Source organism: Moorena sp. SIO3B2 (assembly GCF_010692525.1).
GTDB lineage: Bacteria > Cyanobacteriota > Cyanobacteriia > Cyanobacteriales > Coleofasciculaceae > Moorena > Moorena producens.
In genome coordinates, this window is the sequence record NZ_JAAHHE010000377.1 from 1 (window position 1) to 5,617 (window position 5,617).

General features: G+C 45.8%; 6 protein-coding genes. 3 read left to right on the top strand and 3 right to left on the bottom strand.

Annotated features, from left to right (window positions below; all coding sequences use genetic code 11):
* Nucleotides 1-80 precede the first annotated feature (80 nt).
* A complete protein-coding gene (locus tag F6K38_RS34020) occupies nucleotides 81-1,190 on the top strand; it encodes a homospermidine biosynthesis protein (protein WP_287312830.1) in 1,110 nt (369 codons plus the stop codon).
* 25 nt (nucleotides 1,191-1,215) lie between these two features.
* Here the strand turns inward: F6K38_RS34020 and F6K38_RS34025 are convergent, their stop codons facing one another.
* Nucleotides 1,216-2,253 (bottom strand): agmatinase family protein, encoded by a 1,038-nt coding sequence (locus tag F6K38_RS34025; protein WP_287359511.1) that lies wholly within the window; start codon nucleotides 2,251-2,253, stop codon nucleotides 1,216-1,218.
* 205 nt (nucleotides 2,254-2,458) lie between these two features.
* Here F6K38_RS34025 and F6K38_RS34030 point away from each other — a divergent pair, with 205 nt between their 5' ends.
* Nucleotides 2,459-2,722: a ParB N-terminal domain-containing protein gene (locus tag F6K38_RS34030; protein WP_287264935.1), complete on the top strand. Its 264-nt coding sequence runs from the start codon at nucleotides 2,459-2,461 to the stop codon at nucleotides 2,720-2,722.
* 137 nt (nucleotides 2,723-2,859) lie between these two features.
* Complete coding sequence (locus F6K38_RS34035; RefSeq protein WP_287312831.1) at nucleotides 2,860-3,339, top strand: Dps family protein; 480 nt, start codon at nucleotides 2,860-2,862, stop codon at nucleotides 3,337-3,339.
* A 171-nt stretch (nucleotides 3,340-3,510) separates the two neighbouring features.
* On the opposite strand, the gene rppB is transcribed toward F6K38_RS34035, so the two are convergent.
* Together rppB and rppA are read right to left on the bottom strand one after the other, a co-directional pair.
* On the bottom strand, nucleotides 3,511-4,905 hold the full coding sequence (rppB, locus tag F6K38_RS34040) for a two-component system sensor histidine kinase RppB (RefSeq protein ID WP_287312832.1): 1,395 nt from the start codon (nucleotides 4,903-4,905) through the stop codon (nucleotides 3,511-3,513).
* A complete protein-coding gene (rppA, locus tag F6K38_RS34045) occupies nucleotides 4,905-5,600 on the bottom strand; it encodes a two-component system response regulator RppA (RefSeq protein WP_008186212.1) in 696 nt (231 codons plus the stop codon). Before rppA ends, rppB begins: the two co-directional genes overlap by 1 nt.
* Between the last annotated feature and the right edge of the window lie 17 nt (nucleotides 5,601-5,617).

A 5,617-nucleotide genomic window follows, 5' to 3' on the forward strand; every position in this document is an offset into this window, starting at 1 on the left:
TCAATCTTGAGATTACAGAATGTTGCTCATTAAGTTATAACGGTCGTTAAGCGCAAGTTTTCTCCAGTGATTTGACTAACATGCCCACCAAAGAAAATCGCTTTTTGCAAGGGCGTAAAATCGCTCCCCGTCCGATTACGGCACAAATCCCAATCACAGAGTTGATCGACCAGACGTTTCTAGCCTACAATTCTGGTCGATTACGAGAAGGCTGCCAATTATTGGTAGAGCGGATGTTGCAGCCCAACGTAACGGTGGGTTTAAGTTTGACAGGAGCATTAACCCCCGCAGGCTTAGGAATGGCCGCAGTGATCCCACTGATGGAGGCAGGGTTTGTCGATTGGATAGTATCTACGGGAGCCAATCTCTACCACGACACTCACTTTGGCATCGGATTGGAACTCCATCAAGGGCGGCACGATATCAGTGATGTGGTATTGCAGAAAGAAGGGGTTGTTCGGATCTATGACATTTTCTTCGATTATGACGTGCTGCTATCAACGGATAAGTTCTTTCGTCAGATCATTGAACAGCCTGAGTTTAAGGGTCGAATGGGAACGGCAGAGTTTCACTACCTCTGCGGTAAGTACATTGCTGCACGGGAGCAGACATTGGGACTGAAAAACCAATCCCTGCTGGCGGCAGCTTATCGGTTAGGAGTCCCCATCTATACCTCCAGCCCTGGAGATAGTTCGATTGGGATGAATTTAGCAGCGCTAGGGTTGCAGGGAACCGGACCAGTCATTGATGTGTCCTTGGATGTGAATGAAACGGCAGCAATTGTACTGGCAGCTAAAAACCATGGGGGAGCCAGTGGAATTTGGATCTTGGGAGGTGGCTCGCCGAAAAATTTTATGTTGCAGACGGAACCGTATCTTCAAGAAGTCTTGGGTATTGATGAGAAGGGGCATGATTACTTTCTTCAGGTAACTGATGCCCGTCCAGACACAGGGGGTTTGTCAGGAGCAACCCCATCGGAGGCGGTCTCTTGGTGCAAGCTTGATCCACAGAAGTTATCAGAAACAGTAGTGGTTTATTGCGACTCGACTATTGCTATGCCCCTACTGACAGCTTACTGCCTAGCAAAGGTAGCGCCTCTTCCTCTAAAACGCCTCTATGACCAACGAGAAGCTTTACTGGAGCAGTTGAAAGAGGCACATTTGACTACCCAGGCGACAGGAGTCAGATAAAAATTTAGTGATGGTGATTTTTTGATTAATTAGTCCTATACCTCGTCAAACAGGCAAGCTTGTACAAAATTCTAGCCCCAACATTGCCATCCCACTCATCCCCAGAGTCTCCGGGAGCAACTTCGCACAGATCAAAACCAATAATAGTTTTTCCAGCTTGGACTAGCGATCGCACTAAATACATTGCCTCATTAAATTCCAATCCTCCCGGCACAGGAGTACCTGTATTGGGACAATAGGCTGGATTCAATCCGTCAATGTCAAAGCTAATATAAACTTTATTCGGTAAATTAGCAATAATTTCCTGGCACTGGGCTGCCCAGGTTATACCTTCGTAAGTGTTAGCTTTCAGCTGCCAGTCATCAAACATTACAATCCGGCGATCGCTATGAGCCCAAGACATTTCCTCTTCACAAACATCTCGGATGCCAACCTGAACTAAACGATTAATCTGAGGTAGGGTCAGGGCATTGTACATGATCGAGGCATGGGAGTAAGTAAACCCCTCATAGGCTTGCCGGAGATCGGCATGGGCATCAATTTGTAAAATCCCGTATTCATCGTGTTGCTGTGTTAGGGCTTGCATTAACCCAAGAGGAACACTGTGATCGCCACCGACGATGGCAACCAGCTTGCCTTGCTCCAGCAGTTCCAGTGCCTGAGTGTAAACCCAGTTGTTGAGACCAGCACAGGCTTGATTAACGATTGCTAACTGTTTTGCGATCGCATCATCATCCACATTGCCACCAGCTTCTAAATACTGAATAATCTCTTTAGCTATCAACCTCATGGCACGATTTTGGTCAAGGAGAGCTGAGTTAATCGGTATAGTTCCACACCTCGTTTCCCAAGCTTGGGGTACATCAAAGTCGTACCAATCTAACTGTACCGAAGCATCTAAAATTCCTTGGGGACCGTTTGCTGCGCCCTCTCGGTAAGATGTGGTCACGTCCCAAGGAACAGGCAGGAAAACGATTGAAGCCTCCTCAACCGAATAGGGCAAGCCAAAGAAGCAGCCATTGGGCACAGTAATCTCATTAGGATTAAAACTGGCTTGATTCATTAGCCCTTGGTAAATTTTTCCTATTCTACCCAACCCTTGTCCCTACGGGCATCCTTGTATTAGGGATTAGGCACGCTTACATTAGGGACACTTACATTAGGCACGCTTACATTAGGTACTAAAACCCTTAACCCAACCCCTAACCCCTAACCCCTAACCCGCAACCCCATTACCATCAAAACTAAATTGACAAATTACTAGCACTATGATATACATCAAAGAAATTCCCCTAGAGCAAATCCGCCGTCCCCTACCACCACAAAATGATCCAAACAAGGTGGCGGCGCTAATGGAATCAATTGCCAAAGAAGGTTTGCTCGAACCCATTGATGTGTTAGAAGTAGATGGGCAATACTATGGTTTTTCCGGTTGCCACCGTTACGAAGCACACCAGCGTTTAGGAAAAAAAACCATTAAATGCCGCGTGCGTCGCGCTCCTCGGTCGGTCTTAAAACGGCATTTAGCCTGAAAATTAGCAATTTTGGGACAAAAATAGCTTCATCCCTTGGGTGTATTCCCAAGGAAACCAGAATTGCTTAAAGTTAAGCTGTTTAAAGCTTACCGTCGCTACTATTAGTTTTGAGTAGGAACCTTTAGGAGAGTACTATGGCAACGATTGTACCTGTCAATATTGGTATTGATGAACAAGACCGCAAAGAGATTGCTGAGGGACTGTCTCGTCTGCTAGCGGACACTTATACCCTATACCTGAAGACCCATTACTTCCACTGGAATGTTACTGGACCAATGTTCAACTCCCTACACCTGATGTTTGAGCAACAGTACAATGAGTTGGCTTTAGCAGTAGATGCGGTAGCAGAGCGGATTCGTACCCTAGGCTATCCTGCTCCTGGCAGCTACAGTCAGTATGCGCAATTATCCTCCATCCCCGAAACCAGCGATGTTCCGGATGCTGAGGAAATGGTGCGCTTGCTAGTGGAAGCTAATGAGGCAGTGGTACGAACTGCACGGTCTGTTTTCCCAGCCGCTGAACGTGCTAACGATGAGTCCACAGCTGACCTGTTGACCGAACGGATGAGCATACACGAGAAAACGGCTTGGATGCTGCGCAGTATTTTAAAATAAGCTTATGAAGGATTAAGTATGAAGGATGAAGTATTAGGTATTAGGTATTAGGTATTAATCATGAAGGATGAAATAGTCTAATTTATTGGTTGTTAAATAACTGGTATGCTTTGACATATATCTATTTATCCCTCAATATTTTCCTTTCTTCCTTTATCTTTCATGCTTCACTTAGGAGTTTGATTGGAAAAAAACTGGAGCACTAAAGTGTTCCTTATCGAAGGAAGTAACTGGCTTGGGCAATCGAAGAGTAAACCTACTACCAACACCTCGTTCGCTGTATACTTGCAAGCTACCGTGGTGGGCAATAGCGATCGCATTAGCAATTGCCAGCCCTAATCCAGAACCTCCTGTGTGACGAGAGCGATCGCTATTGACTCGATAAAACCGATCAAAAATTCGCCCTTGGTCTTCTTGGGCAATACCAATCCCCGTATCTTCTACCTGGATCACCGCCTGTTGGTCGCTCTTGTCTAAAATAACAGTTACTTTACCACCCACAGGGGTGTATTGGATACCATTAATAATTAAATTAGAAACTAGGCGATAAAGCTGCTCAGAATCACCCACAACCTCCAGAGGAGTTGGCACTCGCACCGAAGATGTCAGTGTAATTTCGGAAGCGATTGCCAAGGCTGCCAATTCCTCAACTAAATCGCTAACCAGGTCATTGAGACAGCATGTCTGGTGACGTACAGATGCTGGTTGTCTATCTAAGCGAGACAACAACAACAAATCCGCAACTAACTGAGTCAGCCGCTGATTTTGACGTTCAACAATTTCAAGAATGTTTCGTGCTTCTTGTTGATCCAAGCTAGGCATCAAAAGTGCCGACTCAACCGTTGCCAGTGTCGCAGCTATCGGTGTCCGTAGCTCGTGGGCAGCATCAGCGGTAAACTGTTGAATCTGTCTGTAGGATTGGTAAATAGGTTGCATCGCCAACCCTGCTAACCACCAACTGCCACTGCCGACTAAGATCATTGCCATTGGCAGCCCCAATACCAAGATTAATTTTACCGTATTGAGGTACTCCTTGAGGTATTGGAAAGAGTGCCCCACCTGCAAATACCCCCAATCCCGCTGATCTTGAGTATGTAGCGATAGAGAAATTTGGTGATAGGAGTTGCCCTTACCATCGGACAGGGTTTGCCAAGGTGCTTGATTAAACACGTGGGGTAATCCCTCTGGGTAAGTTCCTGCAATGGCAATTAAACGTCCTGAGGTATCAAATAGCCGGATGTAGTAGTGAGCTTGGCTAACAGCACTGAGGATGTGGCGTTGGGGACTAACCAGTGGTTTAGAACAGTTAACTCCAACGATACACAGATTAGGTAAAAGTTCCCCAATTATTGGCTCTACCCGTCCCGGTTCCTTGAGTTTCCATTCCAGACTATCATGGAGTGTCCCCGCAACGGATTTTAACTCCCGGTCTGAAGTGACTAAATGGGTATGAGCGATCCCTCTGTAAACACCAAATCCCAACAAGCTCAAAATAAACCCCATGACAATGGCATAGGAAAGTGCTAATTTTCCACGAGTCTGGTTAAATAGCTTATTTTGATTCATTATTTTTTCAGATTGAGACGATACCCCAAACCATGCACAGTTTCAATGGGAATGCTGGAGTTGATTGATTCGAGTTTCCGACGTAGCAGGCGCATTTGAGCCGCCACTACGTTACTAATTGGTTCTGCATTCACTTCCCAAAGTTGATTGCGAATTTGGTTGGTGGTCATCACCTGATTGGGATGCTTCATAAAATACTCTAAGAGCTGGAATTCTTTATTCGTGAGTGGAACGTGGAGTTTCTCACCGTTAGCAGCAAGACGATAAACCGTTCGGTTACCATAATCTAGAATAAGGTCACCCACCTGAAGTTGTTGGGGCTGGAGTAGGGGTGTTCGCCGGTGCAAGGCTCTAACTCTTGCTAGCAACTCTGCCATTAGGAACGGTTTGACTAAATAATCATCGGCTCCGGTATCCAAACCCATCACTCTATCTTCCAGGCGGTCTTTTGCCGTTAGCATCAAAATAGGCAAGGGATTATTACTATAGCGTAACTGACGCAGTAACTCTAGTCCGGATAGCCCTGGTAGCAACCAGTCGAAGATAGCTAAGGTATATTGGGTTTCGTGATTGTTTAAATAACCCCAAGCTTCAGTACCGTTAACAACCAAGTCCACCACATACTTCTCTATATTCAACGCTCGCTTAATTGCAGCACCCAAGTCTGGTTCATCTTCAACTAGCAGTACTCTCATCTGTCTTTTCTCGCTGA